The organism is Hymenobacter edaphi, from assembly GCF_003258365.1.
Classification (GTDB): domain Bacteria; phylum Bacteroidota; class Bacteroidia; order Cytophagales; family Hymenobacteraceae; genus Solirubrum; species Solirubrum edaphi.
The window spans coordinates 18,279-38,702 of sequence record NZ_QHKM01000014.1 but is presented as its reverse complement, the minus strand read 5'-3'; the positions used below and the strand labels follow the sequence as shown (position 1 = coordinate 38,702).

Annotated in this window: 19 protein-coding genes and 1 pseudogene; 11 read left to right on the top strand and 9 right to left on the bottom strand. The window is 62.3% G+C overall.

Features of this window, described 5'->3' with window-relative positions; all coding sequences use genetic code 11:
- The first annotated feature begins 4 nt into the window (after positions 1-4).
- Positions 5-1,282: a type II toxin-antitoxin system HipA family toxin gene (locus tag DLM85_RS23640; RefSeq protein ID WP_111480660.1), complete on the top strand. Its 1,278-nt coding sequence runs from the start codon at positions 5-7 to the stop codon at positions 1,280-1,282.
- A gap of 73 nt (positions 1,283-1,355) precedes the next feature.
- On the opposite strand, the gene DLM85_RS23635 is transcribed toward DLM85_RS23640, so the two are convergent.
- Positions 1,356-1,631, bottom strand: coding sequence for a hypothetical protein (locus DLM85_RS23635; RefSeq protein WP_111480659.1), 276 nt, complete (start codon positions 1,629-1,631; stop codon positions 1,356-1,358).
- A gap of 367 nt (positions 1,632-1,998) precedes the next feature.
- Between DLM85_RS23635 and DLM85_RS23630 the strand changes: the two genes are divergently transcribed.
- Positions 1,999-3,333 carry a hypothetical protein gene (locus tag DLM85_RS23630; RefSeq protein ID WP_133257236.1) on the top strand — a complete coding sequence of 445 codons (1,335 nt, stop codon included), beginning with the start codon at positions 1,999-2,001 and terminating at the stop codon, positions 3,331-3,333.
- 755 nt (positions 3,334-4,088) lie between these two features.
- Here the strand turns inward: DLM85_RS23630 and DLM85_RS23625 are convergent.
- From DLM85_RS23625 to DLM85_RS23615, 4 genes are all read right to left on the bottom strand, one after another.
- Positions 4,089-4,643 (bottom strand): hypothetical protein, encoded by a 555-nt coding sequence (locus DLM85_RS23625; protein ID WP_133257235.1) that lies wholly within the window; start codon positions 4,641-4,643, stop codon positions 4,089-4,091.
- Between the two features lie 249 nt (positions 4,644-4,892).
- Entirely contained in the window at positions 4,893-5,288 is a 396-nt protein-coding gene (locus DLM85_RS23620; RefSeq protein WP_111480656.1) for a hypothetical protein, read from the bottom strand.
- Positions 5,289-5,442: 154 nt separating this feature from the next.
- Positions 5,443-5,631 carry a hypothetical protein gene (locus DLM85_RS25225; RefSeq protein ID WP_133257234.1) on the bottom strand — a complete coding sequence of 63 codons (189 nt, stop codon included), beginning with the start codon at positions 5,629-5,631 and terminating at the stop codon, positions 5,443-5,445.
- 73 nt (positions 5,632-5,704) lie between these two features.
- A complete protein-coding gene (locus tag DLM85_RS23615) occupies positions 5,705-6,706 on the bottom strand; it encodes an ArdC family protein (protein ID WP_165822278.1) in 1,002 nt (333 codons plus the stop codon).
- 671 nt (positions 6,707-7,377) lie between these two features.
- Between DLM85_RS23615 and DLM85_RS23610 the strand changes: the two genes are divergently transcribed.
- Complete coding sequence (locus DLM85_RS23610) at positions 7,378-8,364, top strand: aldo/keto reductase (RefSeq protein WP_111480654.1); 987 nt, start codon at positions 7,378-7,380, stop codon at positions 8,362-8,364.
- A 120-nt stretch (positions 8,365-8,484) separates the two neighbouring features.
- A complete protein-coding gene (locus tag DLM85_RS23605) occupies positions 8,485-9,405 on the top strand; it encodes a helix-turn-helix domain-containing protein (protein WP_111480653.1) in 921 nt (306 codons plus the stop codon).
- 96 nt (positions 9,406-9,501) lie between these two features.
- On the opposite strand, the gene DLM85_RS23600 is transcribed toward DLM85_RS23605, so the two are convergent.
- The 4 genes from DLM85_RS23600 to DLM85_RS23585 form a co-directional block, all read right to left on the bottom strand.
- Positions 9,502-9,930, bottom strand: a complete 429-nt coding sequence (locus tag DLM85_RS23600; protein ID WP_111480652.1) for a luciferase domain-containing protein — start codon at positions 9,928-9,930, stop codon at positions 9,502-9,504.
- 83 nt (positions 9,931-10,013) lie between these two features.
- A complete protein-coding gene (locus tag DLM85_RS23595) occupies positions 10,014-10,901 on the bottom strand; it encodes an NAD(P)H-binding protein (protein ID WP_111480651.1) in 888 nt (295 codons plus the stop codon).
- A gap of 42 nt (positions 10,902-10,943) precedes the next feature.
- Positions 10,944-11,804, bottom strand: coding sequence for an SDR family oxidoreductase (locus tag DLM85_RS23590; RefSeq protein ID WP_111480650.1), 861 nt, complete (start codon positions 11,802-11,804; stop codon positions 10,944-10,946).
- A gap of 113 nt (positions 11,805-11,917) precedes the next feature.
- Positions 11,918-12,787, bottom strand: coding sequence for an AraC family transcriptional regulator (locus DLM85_RS23585; protein WP_165822277.1), 870 nt, complete (start codon positions 12,785-12,787; stop codon positions 11,918-11,920).
- Between the two features lie 303 nt (positions 12,788-13,090).
- Between DLM85_RS23585 and DLM85_RS23580 the strand changes: the two genes are divergently transcribed.
- The 7 genes and pseudogenes from DLM85_RS23580 to DLM85_RS23550 all read left to right on the top strand — a co-directional run bounded on the left by DLM85_RS23580 (position 13,091) and on the right by DLM85_RS23550 (position 20,357).
- Entirely contained in the window at positions 13,091-13,822 is a 732-nt protein-coding gene (locus tag DLM85_RS23580) for an SDR family NAD(P)-dependent oxidoreductase (protein ID WP_111480648.1), read from the top strand.
- Positions 13,823-14,021: 199 nt separating this feature from the next.
- Positions 14,022-14,609, top strand: a pseudogene (locus tag DLM85_RS23575) (alpha/beta fold hydrolase); the annotation flags it as partial.
- Between the two features lie 114 nt (positions 14,610-14,723).
- On the top strand, positions 14,724-15,551 hold the full coding sequence (locus DLM85_RS23570) for an MIP/aquaporin family protein (protein ID WP_111480646.1): 828 nt from the start codon (positions 14,724-14,726) through the stop codon (positions 15,549-15,551).
- Between the two features lie 113 nt (positions 15,552-15,664).
- On the top strand, positions 15,665-17,002 hold the full coding sequence (locus DLM85_RS23565; RefSeq protein ID WP_111480645.1) for a family 1 glycosylhydrolase: 1,338 nt from the start codon (positions 15,665-15,667) through the stop codon (positions 17,000-17,002).
- Positions 17,003-17,130: 128 nt separating this feature from the next.
- A complete protein-coding gene (locus DLM85_RS23560) occupies positions 17,131-17,976 on the top strand; it encodes an SDR family oxidoreductase (RefSeq protein ID WP_424321701.1) in 846 nt (281 codons plus the stop codon).
- A 52-nt stretch (positions 17,977-18,028) separates the two neighbouring features.
- Positions 18,029-18,628, top strand: a complete 600-nt coding sequence (locus tag DLM85_RS23555) for a gluconate 2-dehydrogenase subunit 3 family protein (protein WP_111480643.1) — start codon at positions 18,029-18,031, stop codon at positions 18,626-18,628.
- A gap of 55 nt (positions 18,629-18,683) precedes the next feature.
- Complete coding sequence (locus DLM85_RS23550; protein ID WP_111480642.1) at positions 18,684-20,357, top strand: GMC family oxidoreductase; 1,674 nt, start codon at positions 18,684-18,686, stop codon at positions 20,355-20,357.
- Positions 20,358-20,424 lie beyond the last annotated feature (67 nt).

Genomic DNA, 20,424 nt, shown 5'->3' with positions numbered 1-20,424 from the left:
TTCCATGGCCAAAACTGCTGAACGCCGCCAGCTCTACGTGTACGCCGACTGGCAGGGCCTGGCCGATGGACCGCAGCTGATGGGCACACTCTCGGCCGTGCCGGTGCGGGGCAAAGAAGTGTTTTCCTTTGCCTACGACGCGCAGTGGCTGGCCCTGCCGCAGGCCCAGGTGCTGGACCCGGCGCTGCACCTGTTTGCCGGCCCGCAGTACCTGCCGGAAGACCAAGCCAACTTCGGTCTCTTCCTGGATTCGTCGCCCGACCGCTGGGGGCGGCTGCTCATGCGCCGACGCGAAGCCGCCTTGGCCCGGCAGGAAGAGCGCCGCGAGCGGCCGCTGCTTGAATCGGACTACCTGCTGGGGGTCTTTGATGGCCACCGCATGGGCGGGCTGCGCTTCAAAACTGACCCGGCGGGCCCGTTCCTCAACGACAACCGGGCCATGGCGGCTCCGCCGTGGACCTCGCTGCGGGAGCTGGAATACGCCAGCCTGCAGCTGGAGCGGGTGGACGCGCCCCAGGACCCGGACTACCTCAAGTGGCTGTTTATGCTGGTCGCGCCAGGCTCCTCGCTGGGTGGCGCCCGGCCTAAGGCCAGCGTGGTGGATGAGCACGGGCAACTCTGGATTGCCAAGTTCCCCAGCGGGCAGGACGAACACGACGTCGGCGCCTGGGAAGCCGTCGTGAACGAACTGGCCCAGACCGCCGGCCTGCAAGTGGCCACCGGCCGGGCCCAGCGCTTCAACAGCCGCCACCACACCTTCCTCTCCCAACGCTTCGACCGCACGGGCGCCGGCGAGCGGCTGCACTTTGCCTCCGCCATGACCCTGCTGGGCTATCAGGACGGCACGGACCACCAGGACGGGGCCAGCTACCTGGAGCTGGCGGGCTTGCTTATGCAGCAGGGTGCCCAAGTGGCCGAAGACCTGACCGAGCTCTGGCGGCGCATCGTGTTCAACATCTGCGTCTCGAACACCGACGACCACCTGCGCAACCACGGTTTTCTGCTCACGCCCCAGGGATGGCGCCTCTCACCAGCGTTCGACCTAAATCCCATTCGCTACGGGCAGGGCCTCAAGCTCAACATTTCCGAAACCGACAACGCGCTAGACCTCGACCTGGCCCGGGAGGTGGCTCCTTACTTCCGCCTGTCGGGCGCACAGGCCGAAGTGGTGCTCGCGCAGGTCGTGGCCGCGGTGCGGCAATGGCCGGACGTGGCCAGCCGGTACCAGCTCTCGCGCACCGAGCAGGAGTTGATGGCGGGGGCTTTTGAGGCGGCACAGTAGCCGGCGGAACAGCCCACAGGCCATTTACAGGCACCGGGCACAGCTTATGTTTTGTAACGCTACCTGACGCCCACTACTCTGCGGCCGCTTCGGCGCGCACGACGGCAAAGAGTTCTTCCTCGGAAACGTGGAGCACCCGCGCCAGCTGCTGCAGTTCGCCGACGGTGCAGGTGCCGGGGCTGCGCTTGCGGGTGTCGTAGGTGCGGGCCGACACGCCCCAGGCTTCCACAATACGCTTGCGTGTGCCGGCTACTTCCAGCAGTTCCGCCAGCGTGGCGGGGTGGTGTACGCGCGGCGGGCTGGTCAAGGGCTCGGTAAAAGCAACGGTGGGGGCAGGCACTTTGGGCATGGAAGGAAGGCTAAAAAGGCACAGAATAAAGCGCGAAAGGTAGTCCGTTTACGCGCTGGCCGCTCCCTTGACTAAAAATCACCTTTCCTGTCTGCCTTCTGAGGGTGTCGTTAAACAAATAAGGGAAAACCTCCGACTCACCGGGAAGCGACAGCAAATAGGGATGGTGGACGACTCTGTATACTTTTCTGGCTACCTCTCAACGAAAGACACCGCACTCACAAGGGAATCAATGACCAGAGGGCGTTATGCGCAACAACGGAGCGCAACTCCTGACAGCCCAGAAACCGCCTAACAATAGGCAAAATCCTGCTACTGATTAGCGTAACTTGTCGCCCAATTTTGGCGAAAATCTGTATCAAACGTTATGCGCTCAACTTTTGCTTCCTACCGGCCCAGTCAGTTTGCTCTTGATGTATCTAATCTTGGGCTTAGCACTGAACCTGGTATACAGCATATTCAGAACGAAGTGCTTCCGGCATTCGTGCACGAATACTGTCATTACTTACAAGATGTAACTACTATATCAGGCATTTTTGGATTTTACCTGTGGATGTGTGATGTAGTCGGGTTGACCCAGGTATTTTCCCAGGGTGAAAAAGAGGTTAAATTTATCCCTCTTGATTCCTCTTATGGGGAAATGAGGTCGTTTTATCTCATTTACTGCGGTACTGGGCAATTAGAATTAAACTTACCCATTGGCCAAGCGCAGATTGAGAAGATTGAATTTGCGGTAGAGTCGGTACCACTAAAAAGTGGTGCGAGGGAGATTGCTCGTAATACCATTACTTTCACTAGCAAGCTTGTCCCTGAATACCATTTCGGGCTGATGCCGCTACAAGAAATTCATTCTTTCTATGCCCAACAATACAGGGAGGGAATGTTGCCTGGTGTGACATTTCAGATGCCTACCTCCTCCATGATGACGTTGCCCTATCATTTGGGTGACATATTGTTTGCCCACTATAGGATTCAGGCAGATATAGCCACAAAATTCTTGCTGACTGGATTGGCACTTGATTCCATCCAGGCCCCTACCGTTTTTCTTAAAACGCTAGAAGCGCTAGCTGGCCGCGTTCTGTCTTGGGAAATAGACGGAACACTGATACAAGACACCATTAAGCAGGTAGATGCCAAAAACTCTCACGATAAAGAGGCCTTTCTTCAGGAGATGGCAGCTGATATAGCTGTGTGGAGTCAAGATACTCAGCGTACCTACCTTGCGAAGGCCTTAACCTGGTATCTAAAGACCATCATATTAGCTGATGTATCAAAAGACGTAAGCCCTGTTTTTTTCTTTTACTCACTGCTAATGCAACCAGCCGCATTGGCGCAGTTGATTGCATTAGCGCCGCCTCCTATTTTGCTTAATAATGGTGTAGAAGTGAGCTATCATGACGAAGCCAATGTGACGAAAGACCAAAAATACGAGGAAGCATTCCAGGCTGCTACTACTATTAGAAGCCACTGGATGCTTTATAATCTACTGACGGCTAAAACGATTGCTAAAATTAAGGAGCAGTGCAGTTGTCCTCTCTACGACGGATGCACATTCCGACAGAAAATTAACCAAGACTACTTTTGTAGCACTGCACCCTGGCAAGTAGTGAAAGAGAGTACGGATATTGTGTGCCCCTACGGAATGGCTACCCACTCTTTTGGGCTATGGCAGAATGAGTTAGAGGTAAGAATGGATGATTAGTGGGTGTTGTTAAACAAATAGTCAAAACCTTTGACTTGGCTCCTTAAGCCGATGCGTTCCGGCTCGGCTGCCGCTGTAGTTTGGCTAAGTAGTTTTTCAGGGAGAGTTACTTGCTGTACTTCAGCTGCCCGTCAACGATGGTAGCTGAAACCTGCATGCGCTTTCTGATGAACGCATTCATCTGCTGAAGCTACCTGCATCCCTCCCGGCACTTGCCCTGGCTTCCGCACGAACAGCAGGCCGCCACGCTGGCCACGCTCTTGCCATACTCCCTGCTCTTCTACCGCCACCTGAACCTGCATGCATGGTGAGTACGACTTCTCTGACCAGCCCCTGCTGGCCGGAGCCCCGTTTGACATGAACCTGGTTTCCGCTTGGCAACCGCCGAGCAAACCCGCCTGGGCCCGAGTCGGAGGTTTTCCCCTATTTGTTTAACAACACCCTTCTGACGCTAACGTCTGCACCTCCCAGCATCCGCACTCGGCAACGGCCAAGGTCAGCCACCGCTCCAGTCGGGCAGCATCGGTGCACCGGCCTATAAACGCTTCGGCTGCCTGCCGGCGTGCCGGCGCAATGGCCGGGTGCTGCAGGATGCAGCGCAGCTCCGCGCGCAGGGCCTCCAGCCGAGCGCAGCGGCTGGCAGCGGAGGCAGGGGGTATGTTCGAGAAAACGGGCATCGGCGGTAGGCGGTGGGGAATGAAACGGGCAAGCACACCGGCAGCCGCTCCGATACCGAAGCGACTGCCGGCCTGGGCTTAGCGAAGCAAGGCAGACTTCATAAGCAGCACCGGCCCGGCCACCACGTCGACGGGCGAGTAGTGTTCCAGCGGATAGGTTTCGTACCACGCGGCGGTGGCCAGTGGGTTGATAGGGCGCCGGCGGTCTTTGCCCTCGTCGTCAAACACGAGAATATAGCCCTCGTAAGGCCCGTGCTGCGGGCAATGCACGTCGATGTAGTTGGCCTCCAGCAAGGCGTACAGCTGGGCCAGACCAAAGCTTTTGCGGCCCTTCTCGGGGCGCACCTCGCGGGTGCTGCCGTCCACGCCCAGCAGCGTGGCGCCTCCCTCGGCGGGCAGCATGCCCGCGTGCTGGGTCTGGAAAAATGCTCCCAGAGCCTGCCGGGTGGCATAGGTGTCGCCGCCCACGACCTGATACGGGCCGCCGTCGTAGCTCGTCGTCGAAAAGAGTTTGCCCGTGGTGCCGCACAGGGCGACAATCAGCGCGGGCTGGCCGGGCGCAGTGCGCAGAAACAGGCGGGGCGGCAGCGGGAAGTTGGCGCCCTCGGGCTTTACCAGCTCGGTGTTGTGCAAGCTAAAAAGCAGCGGTTTGGCGGCAAATGAACGGGGCGCATTTTCCATAGTACAAAACTGATTTATTGTGAATTGCTTCTGTTTTTTAAACGAAAATTGCATCTTACACGTTCTCTTTTTTACCCAATATTTATTCCTTTTTGCTCTTTTAAATTAACCTTCTTTGCCCCATTGCCCACCCTGCACAGCCTGCACCAAAGTGCAGCCGTCGTATCCGGCGGATGCGCCCGGCAGGCACGCGAGTGGGGCTCAGGTATGTTCGGGACCTGGGCCAAGCAGCTCCCCGGAAAGGCGCCGGCGCAGATTCCGGCTGGTAGCGGGGACTTCGGGCAGCGGCTCAAACCAGTCCCGGTAGGCCGTCGTCAACCGGTCAGCTACGATGGCCAGGCGCTGCGCCTCGCCGGCCCGCTTCACCCAGATGTGGACACTGCCGCAGCCGACGTCGTAGCTGGCCCCCAGCAGCTTCTTCACCGCCCCCGCCAGCCCACGCAAATCGGCCGTGTGAGTGTGGGCCTGCACGTGCCGGCGCAGGGCCTCCAAACGGCGCTTTTCCGCCGCGTCGACTGGTTTTACCTCAATGGCCAGGTAGGCCTGTTGGGGTGGAAAGGGGTCCGCCAGCGGCGTTGATTTCAGGGGCTGCGTCATGGGATTGGAGTAAATGAAAAGGCGGGCGTAAGGTCTCGTGATAGGGGTAAGTGGATTATAGCAGCAGGGCAAACTGCCCGCCCTGCTGCTCACGCGTGGCGCGGACAGCCTCACGGGCAATGGGCCGCAGGGCCTTCACCAAGGCTTCCAGCACCTAAAAGGCCTCTATCGTAGCCACACCCATCGGCAGGCGCTCGGCCACTTCCAGCGTCAGGCCTTCGAGGCTGAGGCCGTAGCCGCGCTGCTGCATGTCGGCTTCCGCGTCGGTCAGCACTTCGACCAACCGGGTTCGGTACCGGTTCCAGTCAGGGGCCCCAAAAACGGGGGCTTCGCTTGCATTCATGGGGCAGTGGGGTAGGAAAAGGGTGAAACAAAGGCCCGGCGGGCCGCCGCTTCCGGCGGCCCGCGGCCCGGACTTAGGCGGCGGCCAACCAGCTGAGCTCCGCTTCCCGGTATTGCCGGCTGACTTCGTCTTCTTCGTGGGCGAATTCCAGCACGCGGGCAGGAGCGGGGGCGGGCACAGTTTCCTCCGGCACGCCTAGAATCAGCTTGGCGGCGCGCTGGGCCTTGCTGGCGGCCTGCAGCACCAGCTTTTTGTCGTTTTTCAGCCGCTCCAGCCACGTCTGGACGTAAGCCACGGCATTTTCTTCGGTCTGCACCGTTTCGAGGCCGGCGGCCGCGCACAGAAAGGAAGCGCCCATCTCGGCCGTCAGCTCCTCACGGGCGTAGCTGGCCGAAAGCTTGCCTTCGCCGGCGGTCAGGTCCGGGCGGTCCAGACGGGAGGCGTGGCCCGTGCTGTGAGTTAGCTCGTGAAACAGCGTGGCGTAGTAGCCTTTCGGCGTGGTGAAAGTGGCCCGCTCGGGCATGTTGACCATATCCAGCGCCGGGGAGTAGTAGGCCCTCTGGTGCAGGTGCTCAATGGCGGGGCGCCCTTCCCAGTTGTTGACGATGGCCTCGGCCGACTCAATCGGCGTATGGTCGTGCCGCTCGACTGCGGGCAAATCAAACTCGATGCCTTCAATGTCCTCCACCGAAAACACGGTGTAGTACTTCAGAAACGGCAGCTTTTCCTCTTTGCCGGTCTGCTCGTTCTCGCGCACCGACACGTTGTAGTACACCACCGGATGCCCTTTGGCGCCCTTGCGTACGTTGCCACCCAGAGCCAGCGCCTGCTTGAAGGTCAGGAAAAAGGGCAGGGCGCCGCTGAAATGCAGCAGAAAGGCGTTAATACCTGAATAAGCCGCGCCAGTTGCGTAGTTGCGGGGCAGGCCATACACCGCGCTCCACGGCTTGCGCCACGGAATCACGCCGCCTTCCAGCGCCGCCACAATGCGGTCGGTCACAATCTGGTACACATCGGGGCGGGAAGTAACGGCGGTGGCAGCTTTGCAGGCGGCGGGCTTGCGGTTCGTTTTCATAATAAAGCGCTGTTTTTGTGGGCGTTTGTTATACCTATTAAACGAAAATCGACTTTTCATAGTTTGCTTTTTGCTCTTTATTTTATATCTTTTTGCTCTTTTCATTCAACCTTCATCCCCCACTGCCCCTTGGCTTCGGAGTCGAATCAAGCACTCCTTTCAACTGGTCAGCTCTTGGGCTGAAGAGTTGAAAAACCACTTTTTATAAGCGTGGTTGCCCCGACGCGGGCCTGCTTTTGGGCAGGCTGGCGCCGGGGCACGATAGGTGGCTGTCTGAGGCACAGAACGTTTTGCTCAAACAGTTCAAAGACTGCTGCTAGCTAGTTAAGTATATGCCTTGCTCCAGGTCTTTCAACCACAACTGCTGGGCTGGCAGCTTGGCTGCTGCGGTCAGGTGTTGGAGGCCGGTGCATCTGTCCCAATGAAGCGAGCCAGCCCACATGGCCCGAAGATTAATTGGCCGATTTAACAACCACCAGCAGGCTTAGATGAAGGCCAATCGAGACTGCACAGTTGCGCGGAAGCACGCCTTCGTCGGCGGCCTCTTGGTAACGGGCGTTGGCGGCGGTTTGTGTTGCAGAAGCGGCGGTTTGTGTAGTTCCGGGCTGGAGCGGGGGGCAGACCTTTGTCAGGCAATTTCACCTAATGATTCTCTTCAACCTCAACCGCATATGAGCAGCATCAAAACCGTCGCCCTGGGCAGTCAGGGCCTTCAAGTACCCGTCGAAGGCCTGGGCTGCATGGGCATGACCACCCTAGCCGGCATGACCGTCTACAGTCCCGCCGACGAAACCGAAAGCATCGCCACCATCCACCGGGCCCGCGAATTGGGCGTCAACTTCCTCGACACGGCCGACCTCTACGGGCCGCTGCTCAACGAGCGGCTGGTGGGCAAGGCCGTGGCCGGGCAACGCGACCAGTACACCATCGCCACCAAGTTCGGCTACGAGATTGACGAGGCCGGACAGCTCAGCCCCAGCTTCACCATTAACGGCCGGCCCGACTACATCCGCCGCGCCATTGACCGCTCCCTGCAGAACCTAAACACCGACTACATCGACCTGTACTACATGCACCGGCCCGACCCCAACGTGCCCATTGAGGACTCGGTGGGCGCGATGAGCGAGCTGGTGCAGGCCGGCAAGGTGCGCTTCCTGGGCTTGAGCGAAGTACCGGTCGAAACCATCCGCCGGGCGCACGCGGTGCACCCGCTCACGGCCATCCAGACGGAGTACTCGCTCTTTGACCGGGGTGTAGAGGCCGATGGCGTACTGCAGCTCACCCGCGAGCTGGGCATCGGCTTCGTGGGCTACTCGCCCCTGGGCCGGGGCTTTCTCACCGGCGGCATCAAAAGCCTGGACGAGTTGGACGCCGGTGACTTCCGCCGCCACATGCCGCGCTACCAGCCCGAAAACTTCGCGCACAACCTGTTGCTGGTCGAGAAGCTGGAGCAGCTGGCCCGGGCCAAGGGCGTGACGCCCGCGCAGTTGGCGCTGGCCTGGGTGCTGGCCCAGGGCGTGGTGGCCATCCCGGGTACCAAGCGCGTGAAATACCTCGAAGCCAACGTGGCCGCCGCTGGCCTCGCCCTGAGCACCGAGGACCTGGCTGCGCTGGACGCCAGCCTGCCCGTGGGCAGCGCAGCCGGGGCGGCATATTAAGCAAATCCGCTGGGCCCGCTGTTTATCTCTGGCCGGCAGCCGGTCGCCGCCCCTCCTCACCAAGCCGAAGGGGAGGGGCGGCGACTTTTATCTTTAAAAAACGCTTATGGGCACTTCGTTATGAAAAACGCAAGCAAGGAGTTTCTGGTGCTCAACACCGTTACCGACTACACCCGCTTCTGCGGCCTGCCGGCGCCGGCCCATCCCTTACTCACGCTCATCGATTTGGAGCAGACCCGCCGCAACGTGCTGCCGCCCGACCTGCCCCCGGTGGTGCAGCAGCTTTACACAGTATGGGTAAAGAAAAACCTGAAAGGCAAGGTGCACTACGGACACCAGTCCTACGACTTCGGGGAGGGTGTGATGGGCTTTATGGCCCCCGGGCAGGTGTCGGCCTTCGATGCCACGCTGGATATTACCCAGCTCAGCGGCTGGATGCTGGTGTTTCATCCCGACCTGCTGCGTCCATACCCGCTGGCCGGGAAAATAGCCGGCTATGGCTTTTTTAGCTATCAGGTACACGAGGCCCTGCACCTCTCAGCCCAGGAGGAAAATCTGCTCGACGGCTTGCTTGCCGTCATCCGCGGCGAGTACGAGCGGCCCATCGACGCCTTCAGCCAGGACGTACTCGTGGCTCAACTCGAAGTTTTACTGAACTACGCCAACCGCTTCTATCACCGCCAGTTCCTGACCCGGCGCACGGCCGAACACGACCTACTGAGCCGCTTCGAAGCCCAAGTGACGGCCTATTTTGCCCAGACGGGCGAGGCACCTTTGCCCACGGTGCAGCACTTCGCCGATGCCCTGCATGTGTCGCCGGCTTACCTGGGCGACATGCTACGGGCCCTTACCGGCCAGAGTACCCAGCAGCACCTGCACCACGCCTTGATTGAAAAGGCCAAGCGCCTGCTGCTCACCACCTCGCTCTCCATCAACGAAACAGCCTTTCAGCTCGGCTTCGAGTACCCGCAGTACTTCTCACGGCTCTTCAAAAGCAAGACCGGCCTCACGCCGGCGGCGTTTCGCTTTTCCGCCCAGTAAGTGGGAGTTCAACCAAGTTTGCCAAACCATAGGTGGCCTGGCTGGGGCCCGGCTGGCATTGAGCTCGCAATTGTCGCGGACCGGGCCGCGAACTCTCTATGCGGGCTGGTGCCGGGCAACCTCGGCGAGTAGCTCCGCCTCCGGGCGGCCGCAAATCCGCTGGTAGTTTAATTCGAACAGCCACGTGGCGTGCGCCGCGTCGGCACTCGTGTGGACGCTGAATTCTGTCCAGCCCCGGTAGGCGGCCCCGCCAAAGCGTAGCGGCCGGGCCATCCCGCTGGCCACCAGCGCCGCGCCCAGTGCCGGGCTGGTGGCCAGGTGGGCCTCGCCGTTGAGGTGCAGGTGGCCCAACTCCTCGTCGCCCACGTAAAAATCGGCGCCGTCGACTTGTTCGCCTACCCGGTACAGGTCCCAGTGGGCCGCAGCCGTAATACCGGCCCAGTGCTGGATAGCCTGGGAAATTGGTTCGAGGGTGGCTGAGAGAACCGGAACAGGGGCCAGCGGGCCTTTTTCAGAAAGCGTCATCGGATAAGAGCAAGCGGTTTGATGACAGCAACTGCCAGCGGGGGAATTGGTTGCTTAGTCGCCGGCGGCCACCCTGCCCGGGGTTACGCCTTTTCGTAAAAGGCTGCGAATTCCCGGGCAAAATCTGCCACTTTGGTTGGGCCAAGCACGGCCGGCTGGTGCTGGTCATAGTCCTCCCGCAGAGCTCCGCTGTGGGTGCTGGCGCCCATTTCCACGAAGTTGGTTACCAAGTGGGCCGGCAGGCCCCGCTGCTCCATTGCGCGCCGGGTTTGCTCATCGGTGAAGGTAAGCCACTGCAGCCCCGGCTGGCCAATGGCCTCGCCCAGGACGCGGGCGACTTCACTTGCCGGCTGCTCGTCGCTGGCCACGTAGCGCACGGGCGAGGCACGGGCGGTTGTCGTCAGCTCTTCGGCGGCCGCGGCTGCAATGTCGCGCGGGTGCACCAGCACCAGCGGGTCGTCGCCGCCGTAGTTGGCGCCCATCCGGCCCTGCCCCTTTATCATGCCGGCAAAGCTGAACAGGTTGGTGTAAAAGTACCCCGGCCGCAGGTGCGTAAGGGCCACACCGGAAAGCTCATTCAGCAGTCTTTCGGCGTGGTGCGAGCCCAGGATAAAGCCCGTGCCGTGGTCCAGGTGGGCGCCATAGCTGCTCAGGTGCACCACCCGCGGCACGCCCGCCCGGGCAATGGCCTGGGCATAGCCGCCAGCCAGGCGGCGGTAATAGTCGACCTGGTCAAGCTCGGCGAAGCTGGGGGGCACCATCGCGAACACGGCCTCGGCGCCGGTGAAAGTGGCGGTTAGAAAGTCCGCGTCCTCCAGCGTGCCAATGGCGGCCTTGGCGCCCAGGGCTTCAATGGCGGGCTGCTTTTCCGGCTTGCTGCTGATGACACTCACCGCGTGCCCTTGCTGCACCAGTGTTTCGGCCAGGGGCTGGCCGATGTTTCCCAATGAGCCGGTGATGACAATTTTCATGAGTAGGGTATTCAAAGGTAAGTAGCTGAAGAAGAGTGGTGACTACAGCTTATATAGCTCTTTGAGTCCCGCCCGGAGCCCGGTTGGCTTACGCCCCAGCAGGTGCGCCAGGTCGGGGCTGACTTGGTCTTCCTGCCCGTTTTTGATGTCGGTCAGAAAGCCAATAATCCGCTCGACCACCGTTTCGGGCAAGCCCCGCCCTTGCAGCTGCTGCGCAAAGGCGGGCACCTCTGCCGCGGTGTAGGCCACCGGCTTTCCCGACAGGTCCGACAGCGCTGCTGCCACGTCGGCGAAACCGTACGACTCGCTGCCGGTGAGCGTGTACAGCGGCCGGGCGGGCGGCGCGGCGGCTAGTACCGTGGCCAGGGCCTCGCCCATCTCGCGGCGCAGGGCGAAGGGAACCCGGCCCTGGCCGGCCGGCAGGTAGATGCCCTTGTCCCACACCTGCGGCCCGACGAACTGCGGCACCGCGTCCAGGTAGAGAACGTTACGAAACAGGCTGTACGCCAGCCCGCTGGCTTTGAGGTAGTCTTCGGTCTGAAAATGACCTTCCATGAGTTGGTTGGCCATCGTAGCCCGGTCTTTCAGCGTGCGGCTGGTGTAACCCACCCAGCGCACCCCGGCCTTTTGGGCGGCGTCAATCACGTTTTGGTGCTGCTGCACGCGGCGTTCTTCGTCGGTACCGGCAATGAGCAGCACCTTTTCTACGCCCTGCATGGCCCGGTCCAGCGAAGCGGGGTCGTCGTAGCTGCCCACCCGCAACTCGACGCCTTTGGCTTTTAAATCCACGGCTTTGTGCTCGTCGCGGACCAGCGCCGCCACCTGGGCGGCTGGGCGCTTTTGCAGCAGAAAATCAAGGGTGGCCGAGCCGAGGTGGCCCGTGGCGCCGGTTATTAGTATCATCGCGGCAAGGGTGCAGGCGTGGGAGAAAACAACGGCTGCAAAATTCCGCATTCGGGTACCTCCCTGCCATGGCCCAATGGCGGCAGCATATGGCCAGAAGGCCGCAAATGCGCTTACCCAACCTGCCGATAAGCCGTAGGCGACAACCCGGTGCTTTTCTTGAAAAACCGGCTGAAAGCGAATTGGTCGGCGAACTGCAGACTGGCCGCCACCTGCTGAATGGGCAGGGCCGGCGTCTGCAGCAAGGCCTTGGCTTCCAGCACCACGGCGTCGGCAATCCAGTCGCTGGCGGTGCGCCCGGTGGCCTGCTTGACCAGGGCCGTGAGGTGCTTGGGCGTCACGCACAGCATGGCCGCGTACTGGCTTACGCTGCGCGCCGAGCGGTAGTGCGCCTGCACCAGCTGCCGAAACTGGGTGGCCAGTACCTGGCCCCGCGTGGCACCGGTGGGGCGCGGCGCGGCCGCCGGGCAATACAGGTCGCCAATCTCGTAGAGCAGGCTGTTGAGAATGCTTTTCAGGATGTTGTCCCGCTCGGGGTGAGGGGTGTGGTATTTCTGCTGCAGAAAGCGAAAGGACGCGGCAATGCCCGCCGCCTCTTCCGGCAGCAGCAGCAGCACGTGCGCAACCGGCGAAACAAAAAAGCGGAGCTTGCCCGTGGCCGCGTTGTTGGTGGTGATGAACTCCCTGGTAAAAAAGACAGACAACGTTTCGTAGTCGTCGGAGAGGTAGCCCCACTCCTTGATAACGTCGGGCGTGGCCAGTACCAAACACCCGGGTGTCACGGTGTAGGATGCCAGATTCACTTTCAGCTCGGCCCGGCCCCGCAGGCACAAACTGATTTTGTAGTAGTCGCCACGGTAGGGGCGGTCCAGGGGAATTTTGGGCTTTTCCTTGGCCGCATAATCGGGAAAGTACACCTCAGCAGGCGCGTGGTTATAGCTGGAAAAAGCCTGCAGCTGATAGGTGGGAATAGAGTGGCTCATGGTCATATTACGGCTGCGCGGCCTGGCGGAGCGAGCAGAAACTCCTTACCTACTTAGCTCAACGCGTTCTATTTGGGCTCCCGCGGTTTCACCCGCGCTAAGATGCCCGGACTATGCCCTCAGCACCCTTGAAGGCGTTAAGCAAGCCGGAGTTAGTTGGACTGTAACCAATCCGGGTGTTTCGGGTTGCTTATTCCAATGGAATTATCCGATTCTGCCTGGATTCGGCAGGCTCGCCTATGCTGCTTACCCGGGCGGTTGGGCGGCAGGTCCAATCCCCTTTCTCTTTAAAGCCAGCAGCTGATGACGCGGTTTAAAAACAAGGTTTGTGTGGTCACGGGCGGAAGCTCGGGTATTGGCCGGGCCACCGCCCGGCAACTGGCCGCCGAAGGGGGCAAGGTGGCCATCCTGAGCCGCACCGAAAGCGAAGGCAGCGCCGTGGTGGCGGAAATTACAAAAGCCGGCGGCACGGCCATTTTCCTGCAAACCGATGTCGGCAGCCTGGAGCAGGTTCAGGCGGCCGTGGCGAGCATTGTAAAAAAGTGGAAGCGCGTGGACGTGCTGGTTAACGGCGCCGCGATGATGACGTATCGGCCCATTGCGGAGTTGGCAATGGAAGAATGGGACCAATTGATGGCCATCAACCTGCGGGCGGTGTTTCTGCTCTGCAAGCTGTGCATTCCCCACATGAAAAAGGGCGCTATTGTCAACGTCAGCTCGGTTCACGCCCACGAGACCTCGGCCAACGTCATCCCCTACGCGGCCAGCAAAGGGGCCATGGAGGCTTTTACCCGGGGCCTGAGCCAGGAGTACGACAGCAGCCGGTTGCGCATTAATAACGTGGCGCCCGGCGCCGTGGACACGCCCATGCTCTGGGAAAACCCCAACGTGAAAAGCGGGAAAGAAAAGATTACCGGCGCCGTTGGCCGGCCCGAGGACATTGCCGAAGTCATCTGCTTTCTGGCCTCTCCCCAGGCCGCCTTCGTGAACGGTACCACGGTGGTGGCTGATGGCGGCCGGCTCAACATCCTTTAACTGGTCAGCCTCATGGCCACGGCCACGTATTGCGGGTACCCATTCGCTTATAATTTCTCATGCCTGAACCGCTCGCCTTTGTTGGGCTGCATTACTGGGCTGGCTCGGGCCGGGCCTATGAGGCCATGGCCAAGCTGCTGGCACCCGACCATGACTTGCTGGCTCCCGACCTGGCGGGTTTTGGGACGCCCCACCGCGGGACGACTGTTCCGTAGCGGCTTACGCGGACCAAGTGAGCCAGTATATCAACGCCCGCGGCCTGGGCCGCTACGTGCTGCTGGGGCACAGCATGGGCGGGAAAATTGCGCTGGCCCTCGCTGCCCGGCAGCCGGCGGGGCTGGCTGGGGTAGTGCTGCTGAACCCTTCGCCGCCCAGCCCGGAGCCCATGAGTGGGGCCGAGCGGCAGGTAGCCCGGCAGGCGTTTGGTGAACGGACCGCCGCCGAGCACACCTTCCACCACATTACGGCCCGCCCGCTCCCGCCGGCGGTACAGCAGCAGGTGGTACAGGACAACCTGCGCAGCAGCTCTCGGGCGTACCACGCCTGGCTGCAGCAGGGCAGCCGCGAGGACATCAGCAACCAGATGAGCCGCGTGCAGGTACCCTGCCTCATTCTTTCGGGTGACCAGGACCGGGTACTCCCGCCCGCAGTGCATAACACCCGTACGCTGCCCTTGCTTCCCGCGGGCACGCCGCTCGAACTCATTGCCGGGGCAGGCCACCTGCTGCCCTACGAGGCTCCCAGCGAAGTGGCAACGCGCCTGCGCGCTTTCGGCCAGCAGCTGTAGCCTGGCGGCACTCGTAGCCTTAGCGCCGTTACCACGGGGTTGGAATACGTCTTCCGAGCATAACCATGCGCTGGCGGGTGCGTTCTAAAGCCGCTCGCCTTGCCTTTGTCGTCCATGCCCGTGGCTAACCGCTTCCTGCTCGCCTGGCGTCGCCACTGGCCCCACTACCTGGCCGAGGCGCTGGGGTTGTCGTTTTTTGTGGGGTGCTCGGGGCTGCTGACCATGCTGGTGGAGCACCCGGCCTCGCCCGTGCACCAGGCCCTGCCCAGTAGCGCGCTGCTCCGCCGGGCGGTGCTGGGCCTGGGGGTGGGCTTGGTGCTGGTGCTTATTGTGTACAGTCCCTGGGGCAAACGCTCCGGTGCCCACATCAACCCGGCCGTTACGCTGGCGTTCTGGCAGCTGGGCAAGATTCGAGCGGCCGACGCGGGCTGGTACGTGCTGGCGCAAGTGGCCGGTGCCCTGGGCACCGCGCAGCTGCTCAAATATGGATTTGGGCCCTTATACAGCCACCCGGCAGTTAACTACACCGTGAACCAACCCGCGACGCCCACCCTATCGGGTACGGCAGTCGCCTTTGCCGCTGAGTTTGCTATTTCTTTTCTCATGATGATGACCGCGCTGGTAGCCCTCCACTCCGCCCGCCTGAAAGACTGGACGGGCTGGCTGCTGGGCGGCCTGCTGGCCGCATTCGTGTGCTTTGAGGCCCCCCTTTCCGGCATGAGCATGAACCCGGCCCGCACGCTGGGCACCGCCGTGGCGGCTGGCAGCTACCACGGACTGTGGCTGTACTGGCTGGCGCCCGGCCTGGCGATGTGGCTGGCCACGGCATTGTTTCGCCGCATTCATTTCGGGGTGCCGCGCGCTGGCAGCGCCGCCAACGGCGCGGCGCAGAAAAGTGCCGCAGTGGAGCCGCCGCTCTATCCGACCGACCAGCCGGAATAACTCTTGGATTAGGCGCGACTCGCTTGCAGGGCAAGTTCTTAACAAAACAGCGCCTTGAACGCTTAAAGCTCAACCGTCCGCTTTTGATAGCGCTTGTCTGCTCCGTCCTGCTTATGGCCACTTCCTTTCTGACCGCCCTCAACAAGCGCTTTGGCGCGGGTACCTACGCCGGCGACGAGTTTGGCGGCGCTGCCGGCACGGTGGGGCGGGGCCTGCCCAGCGGCGCGCCCGGCAACTTCATGTTTGCCACCGGCATCGAATGCTCGTACCCCACCATCGGCCGCGGCAAAGTTCGGCGCGACCTGCTGGAAGAGTGCGGCCACTACGCCCGCTGGCAGGAAGACCTGGGGTTGGTGAAAGACCTGGGCCTGAAAGTGCTGCGCTACGGCCTGCCTTACCACAAGATTCACCTGGGGCCGGGCCAGTACGACTGGGAGTTTGCCGACTTGGCTCTGAACGAAATCAACCGCTTGGGCATCACGCCCATCCTGGATTTGCTGCACTTCGGGGTGCCCGACTGGCTGGGCAATTTCCAGAACCCCGAGCTGCCGGGGCACTTTGCCGAGTACTGCGGCGCCGTGGCCGCGCGCTACCCCTGGGTACGCTACTACACACCGGTGAATGAGATTTACGTGACGGCCAAGTTCAGCGCCAAGGACGGCCTCTGGAACGAGCAGCTGAAGGACGAGCGCGCCTTTGTGACGGCCATGAAGCACCTGGTGGCGGCCAGCATCATGGGCACCCAGCAGATTGCCCGGCACCGGCCCGACTGCGTGATTGTGCAAAGCGAGTCGGCCGAGTATACCCACGAGCTGCGGGCCGAGCGCACGCCCCGCATCCAGCTCGACAACAAGCTGCGCTTTCTCTCGCTGGACCTGCTCTACGCCCACCACCCCGACGGCGAGGTGTGCGGCTACCTGCGCGAGAATGGCCTGACGGCGAAAGAGTACGACTGGTTTATGGCCGGCGAGCCGCCCGGCTACCAGATTATGGGCAACGACTACTACGGGCGCAACGAGAAAATTATTCTGCCCAACGGCGAGGCCATCACCAGCATGGATGTGATGGGCTGGTACCACATCACCCACGAGTACTACCAGCGCTACCACAAGCCCGTGATGCACACCGAAACCAACGTATTTGACCCGCAGGAGGCGCCCACCTGGCTGTGGAAGCAGTGGGTGAACGTGCTGCAGATGCGCAAAGCCGGCGTGCCCGTGCTAGGCTTCACCTGGTATTCGCTGATTGACCAAGTTGACTGGAACATTGGCCTGGCCCGCAAGGAGGGCACGGTTAACGCCTGCGGGCTTTACGACCTGGACCGCAAGCCCCGCCCCGTGGCCGCGGCCTACCGCCAGCTGCTGCAGGAGTTTGGCCAGATGACCATTGTGCCCCACGGCGAGCTGTTTGAGCAAACGACCCGGCCGGCCACGCTCAAGGTAGACATTTAAACCGGCCTTGCCCCGAGCCGTAACGGTTACTCTCACCCTTGTCTTTCCTCTTCGCTATGACCGATTCCGCCCAATCTACCCCCCGCCCGGACACCGCCGAGCCGAAGCCCCGTGTTACGGCCGCCGAAATGGCCGACCACGCCGAGAAGCTGCCCTACCCAGCCCGGCAGGCCGACATGAAGCTGCAGCCCGAGTCCGACCTGTCGGCCTACCGCGCCGCTGGCAAGCTGCAGGGCAAAGTCGCCCTCATCACCGGGGCCGACTCCGGCATTGGGCGGGCCGTGGCCGTGGCCTTTGCCAAGGAAGGCGCCGACGTGGCCGTGCTCTACAACGAAAACACCCAGGACGCCGAGGAGACCCGGCGGCTGGTTGAAACGCACCAGCGCCGCTGCCTGCTGCTGCAGCACGACGTGCGCGAGCCGGAGCAGTGCCGGCAAGCCGTGCAGCGCACCCGCCAGGAGCTGGGCGGGCTGCACATTCTGGTCAACAATGCCGCCTACCAGATGTCGCAGGAAAAGTTCGAGGACATCACCGAGGAGCAGATTCGGCGCACCTTCGACACCAACATTCTGGGCTACATCTGGATGGCGCAGGCCGCGCTGCCGCAGATGGGCAGCGGCGACTGCATCATCAACACGGGCAGCATCGTGGGGCTCACCGGTCACCCCACCCTGATTGACTACACGGCCACCAAATCGGCCATTCACGCCTTCACCAAAAGCCTGGCCACCCACCTGGGCGAGCGCAACATCCGGGTAAACTGCGTGGTGCCCGGCCCCGTGTGGACGCCCAACATCCCGGGCACCATGCCACTGGCCGACATCAAAGAGTTTGGCCACGAAGTAGCCCTCAAGCGGCCCGGGCAGCCCGAAGAGCTGGCGCCGGCCTATGTGCTGCTGGCCTCGCAGGATGGCTCGTTTATGACCGGCTCGCTGGTGCACGTGACGGGCGGCAAGCTGAGCAGCGACCAGTAGGCGAACCGTTGTAAAGGGTGCCAGCGCCCGCCGTTTGACTTTTGATTTTTCCATGGCTGCATCTTCTTATCCCGCCAGCACCGTCCGCACCCTGCTCGAAACCGGGCTGGTAACCGCTGCCACCCGGGCCGCGCTCCAGGCCCGCCTGTTAGCGCCGGCCTATGCGCCGCAGTTTCTGGAACCCGCGACGTACGACCTGCTGCGGGCCGTGGCCACCTGCCTCATTCCCCAGCCCGACCGTGCCGTGCCCATCGAGCTGGCGCCCGGCGTCGACCAGCGGCTCGCCCGGGGCGGCAGCGACGGCTGGCGCTACGACAGCCTGCCGCCCGACCGCGAAGCCTACCGCCTGGGGCTGGGTGGCATCAACCAAAGCGCCCAGGCCTTGTTTCAGCGGAACTTCCGGGAGCTGGAACCCGCGCAGCAAACTACCGTGCTGCAACGCGTGCAGGAGGGCAATGCTCCGGGGGAAATCTGGGCAACTGTGCCCGCCGGCCGGTTTTTCGAAGAGCTGCTGGCCGAGCTGACCGAACTCTACTACGCGCACCCGCTGGCCCAGGAAGAAATTGGCTATGTGGGCATGGCCGACGCGCCGGGCTGGACCCGCATCGGCCTGAACGAGCGGGAGGAGCGGGAGCCCGAAGAGTCCGCCTAAGCCAGCCGAGAAGCAGCGTCCGTTTTTCCAGACCTCACCGCAAGCCGCTACCCTTATGCCCGACGAAGAAGTTCCGGAAGAAGGCGTTCTAAATCCCGTCGAAACCCAAGTGCAGGACCCGCTGCTCCAGCGTATTCTGGCCGGTAATAACCCGGCGGCAGGGCCCGTTGAGTTGGAGGAGCCGCAGGAAATAGCCGACCCCGCCGACGAAGTAGACTGCGTGGTCATCGGCACGGGGGCGGGCGGGGCGCCGCTGCTGGCCCGGCTGGCCATGGCGGGTCTGAAAGTGGTGGCCCTGGAAGCCGGCCCCTGGCACAACCCCAAAACCGACTTTGCCACCGACGAGAAAGCCCAGGAGTTTCTGTTCTGGAACGACGAGCGCCTCTCGGCCGGCCAGGACCCGGTGGCGTTTGGCAAGAACAACTCGGGCACCGGCGTGGGCGGCTCCACGCTGCACTACACGGCCTACACGCCCCGCGCCCAGGACGACGACCTGCACCTGCACCGCGACTTTGGCGTGGGCGTGGACTGGCCCTTCGGCTACGACGAACTGGAACCTTACTACGATGAGCTGGAGCAATTTTTGGGCATTTCCGGGCCGGCCAGCTACCCCTGGGGCCAGCCCCGCCGGCGGCCCTACCCGCTGGCCCCGCTGCCGCTCAACGGGGCCGCCCAGCTCATGGCGCGGGCCTGCGAGCAGCTGGGTATCCGCACCGCGCCGGCGGCCAACGCGGCTCTATCGGCCCGCTACTACCAAGAAGGCGTGGGCTGGCGCGAGGCCTGCACCAACCGCGGCTTCTGCCAGGCCGGCTGCAGCACCGGCGCCAAGGCCAGCATGGACGTCACCTTTCTGCCCCTGGCCGCGGCTCATGGCGCCGAGATTCGGCCCAACTGCTTTGTGACCGAAATCGAGCGCAATGCCCGCGGGGCCGTCACGGGCGTGGTGTACCAGCAAAACGGGCAGACCCGGCGCCAGAAATGCCGGCACCTGTTTCTCTGCGCCGGCGCCATTGAAACGCCGCGCCTGCTGCTACTTAACGAGCTGGCATTGAACAGCGGGCAGGTGGGCCGCAACTTCATGGCCCACACTGGCATGCAGGTCTGGGGCACGTTTGCCGAGCAGGTGCGGCCCTACAAGGGCATTCCCGGCGCGCTGATATCCGAGGATACCCACCGGCCCCGGGATGCTGACTTTGCCGGCGGCTACCTACTGCAAAGCATCGGCGTGATGCCCGTCACCTTTGCCGGGCAGGTGGCCCGGGGCCGCGGGCTGTGGGGACCGGCCCTGCGGGACTACATGCGGGGTTACAACCACGTGGCCGGCATCAACATCCTCGGCGACTGCCTGCCCCACACCGACAACTTCCTGGCCCTGGCCGAGGAAAAAGACTCCCGCGGCCTGCCCAAGCCGCACATCACCTTCACCAACCAGGAAAACGAGGTGCGCATGACCCGCCACGCCGAGCAGCTGATGCGCCGCATCTGGGAGGCCGCCGGGGCCAGCGACATCTGGGCCTTCCCGCGCAACGCCCACATCATCGGCACGGCCCGCATGGGACTGAGTGGCGACGACGCCGTGGTGAATGCCGACGGCCGGGCCTTCGACGTGCCCAACCTGTACATCTGCGACAACTCCGTTTTTCCCAGCGCCCTGAGCGTCAACCCGGCCCTTACCATCATGGCCCTGAGTTTGCGCACGGCCGACAAGTTTCTGGCCCATATGGATTAACACGCCAGGCGAGAAGGCAGCCAGCCCCCGTTTACTTTAACATTCCGGCGCCTGAGGAGTTAGTGCC

What these genes read in the sequence shown, in the direction of transcription:
- DLM85_RS23640 (WP_111480660.1), top strand. Translation starts at nt 5, where the DNA reads ATGGCCAAAACTGCTGAACGCCGCCAGCTCTACGTGTACGCCGACTGG.
- DLM85_RS23635 (WP_111480659.1), bottom strand. Translation starts at nt 1,631, where the DNA reads ATGCCCAAAGTGCCTGCCCCCACCGTTGCTTTTACCGAGCCCTTGACC.
- DLM85_RS23630 (WP_133257236.1), top strand. Translation starts at nt 1,999, where the DNA reads ATGCGCTCAACTTTTGCTTCCTACCGGCCCAGTCAGTTTGCTCTTGAT.
- DLM85_RS23620 (WP_111480656.1), bottom strand. Translation starts at nt 5,288, where the DNA reads ATGACGCAGCCCCTGAAATCAACGCCGCTGGCGGACCCCTTTCCACCC.
- DLM85_RS25225 (WP_133257234.1), bottom strand. Translation starts at nt 5,631, where the DNA reads ATGAATGCAAGCGAAGCCCCCGTTTTTGGGGCCCCTGACTGGAACCGG.
- DLM85_RS23615 (WP_165822278.1), bottom strand. Translation starts at nt 6,706, where the DNA reads ATGAAAACGAACCGCAAGCCCGCCGCCTGCAAAGCTGCCACCGCCGTT.
- DLM85_RS23610 (WP_111480654.1), top strand. Translation starts at nt 7,378, where the DNA reads ATGAGCAGCATCAAAACCGTCGCCCTGGGCAGTCAGGGCCTTCAAGTA.
- DLM85_RS23605 (WP_111480653.1), top strand. Translation starts at nt 8,485, where the DNA reads ATGAAAAACGCAAGCAAGGAGTTTCTGGTGCTCAACACCGTTACCGAC.
- DLM85_RS23600 (WP_111480652.1), bottom strand. Translation starts at nt 9,930, where the DNA reads ATGACGCTTTCTGAAAAAGGCCCGCTGGCCCCTGTTCCGGTTCTCTCA.
- DLM85_RS23595 (WP_111480651.1), bottom strand. Translation starts at nt 10,901, where the DNA reads ATGAAAATTGTCATCACCGGCTCATTGGGAAACATCGGCCAGCCCCTG.
- DLM85_RS23590 (WP_111480650.1), bottom strand. Translation starts at nt 11,804, where the DNA reads ATGATACTAATAACCGGCGCCACGGGCCACCTCGGCTCGGCCACCCTT.
- DLM85_RS23585 (WP_165822277.1), bottom strand. Translation starts at nt 12,787, where the DNA reads ATGAGCCACTCTATTCCCACCTATCAGCTGCAGGCTTTTTCCAGCTAT.
- DLM85_RS23580 (WP_111480648.1), top strand. Translation starts at nt 13,091, where the DNA reads ATGACGCGGTTTAAAAACAAGGTTTGTGTGGTCACGGGCGGAAGCTCG.
- DLM85_RS23570 (WP_111480646.1), top strand. Translation starts at nt 14,724, where the DNA reads ATGCCCGTGGCTAACCGCTTCCTGCTCGCCTGGCGTCGCCACTGGCCC.
- DLM85_RS23565 (WP_111480645.1), top strand. Translation starts at nt 15,665, where the DNA reads ATGGCCACTTCCTTTCTGACCGCCCTCAACAAGCGCTTTGGCGCGGGT.
- DLM85_RS23560 (WP_424321701.1), top strand. Translation starts at nt 17,131, where the DNA reads ATGGCCGACCACGCCGAGAAGCTGCCCTACCCAGCCCGGCAGGCCGAC.
- DLM85_RS23555 (WP_111480643.1), top strand. Translation starts at nt 18,029, where the DNA reads ATGGCTGCATCTTCTTATCCCGCCAGCACCGTCCGCACCCTGCTCGAA.
- DLM85_RS23550 (WP_111480642.1), top strand. Translation starts at nt 18,684, where the DNA reads ATGCCCGACGAAGAAGTTCCGGAAGAAGGCGTTCTAAATCCCGTCGAA.